Origin of the sequence: Blautia sp. 1033sp1_1033st1_G9_1033SCRN_220408 (assembly GCF_040929965.1) — a bacterium.
Taxonomy (GTDB): Bacteria; Bacillota; Clostridia; order Lachnospirales; family Lachnospiraceae; genus Blautia_A; species Blautia_A ammoniilytica.
The window spans coordinates 1-1,522 of the sequence record NZ_JBFKZO010000053.1; the positions used below are offsets into that span (position 1 = coordinate 1).

Annotated in this window: 2 protein-coding genes; both read right to left on the reverse strand. The window is 41.1% G+C overall.

The window, feature by feature from the left end; translation table 11 throughout:
* Positions 1-456, reverse strand: a 456-nt coding sequence (locus tag AB5916_RS17405) for a RepB family plasmid replication initiator protein (RefSeq protein ID WP_368192111.1), incomplete at its 3' end; no start/stop codon positions are given.
* Between the two features lie 10 nt (positions 457-466).
* Positions 467-865 carry a hypothetical protein gene (locus tag AB5916_RS17410; RefSeq protein ID WP_009123694.1) on the reverse strand — a complete coding sequence of 133 codons (399 nt, stop codon included), beginning with the start codon at positions 863-865 and terminating at the stop codon, positions 467-469.
* Positions 866-1,522: the final 657 nt, after the last annotated feature.

Below are 1,522 nucleotides of genomic sequence, written 5' to 3' on the forward strand. Positions count from 1 at the left end.
TGTGTATAAGAGACAGGCTGTTATGAGTTCGTATTTCTTGAACCCTTTCGTAAAATCAAGTGCGGCTCTCCAGATAGGGTCATAGACATGAAAGGTAGCAATACCTGTGCCTTTTTCTATTTTAGGGTGTTCGATGATGGCTGTATAGAACCAAATCTTATCATCTTCATATTCAGCCCCTTTCTTAGATAGCGATGTGAATGCAGCTTTAGCCTTGGCATAGTTGTGGTCATCTTCGTCTCGAAGAATGGATGCTACAGGCATGGTGATGTTCACCCCACAGTCAGACGGCTCAATCTTGTGCATGTGGTCTTTGATTTTAATACCTTCCAACCATCGTTGGGCAAATTCGATAAGACGATATATGATACGCTTTTCGTAAGGACTGAAATCGTATTTGGCACATGTCCATATGTAGGACTGAAATATGGCTTTGTTTGGTAGGTTTTCGCTCATAGGTATTCTTTTAGATTGTTGCGTATGGGTCAAGTTCCTTAATCCGCTTACACAAATAATCGAAGCGTTTCTTAGTAAGCGGTGTGAGTGTATTGAGGTTCTCGCCATCAAAATTCTCTCCAAAGATAATGTCGTCCACCCCTATGCCGTGATTATAGTTCTCACGCACGCAATCACGCAGAATCCAAAGGTTGCGCAGGTTCACCCAGTCTGCCGTTTTATTCTTGATTCTGCTGAACAGCACAGCAGCTGTGTAGAGGTAGTGTCCGCAATGGTTGTAGTCATGCAGCACCAGTTTCCCTTGATAGTATATGTCGAAGTCTTTGTTTTCCTCATCTTCCTTTGTATCGCAGTAGAAGAACGGAATATCTTTCAGACCGTCCCAATCAATGTAAGTTGTTGGTTTCATAAGTGTGCTTTTATGGTTTTCTGCAAAGATATAAATTAAGTACGAGTTTAACAAATGAAACTCGTACTGTTTATTCTTTACCTCGTTTTTAGAGTGTTAATTTTTATTCTTTATCTCGTACTTGAGTATTCTTTATCTCGTACTTAGAGGGTGTTTTTCTCGCATAATGCGCGCGCGCGAGGATAGGACATAGATAGTCGATGTTAAGATAGAAACAGGCTCATAAGGTTGAGATTGCTTCTCAACTTTCGGAAAAACGGATGAAGAACAATAGGGAAAACAAAGACAAAGCCCCCTCGTAAGGGGGTTGGGGGATTGTGCGGTTATTGAAGCTTTTTTTTGCGTGTTAAAGTATATTAATTTGGTTACAATATCGGTGACAATGGTTACATTTGTATCACAATCAAAAAGTTTAAGATATATGCAAGTAATTCCATTGAGCAAATTTCGGACGAATCAGACAGCGACCCTTCTTCGTGCTATTCAGGGAGAATCCGTCTTTCTGACTTCACGTATCGGTGATTTTAAATTGGTGCCAGTGTCCGTAGAAGAAAAAATAGCCACTCGAATAAGAGAGGGCTTGAGTGAAGTGAAACGAATCGAAGCTGGTGAGCAGCCAGCCAAGAGCGCAAACGCATTTCTTGATGAGCTTTGAAG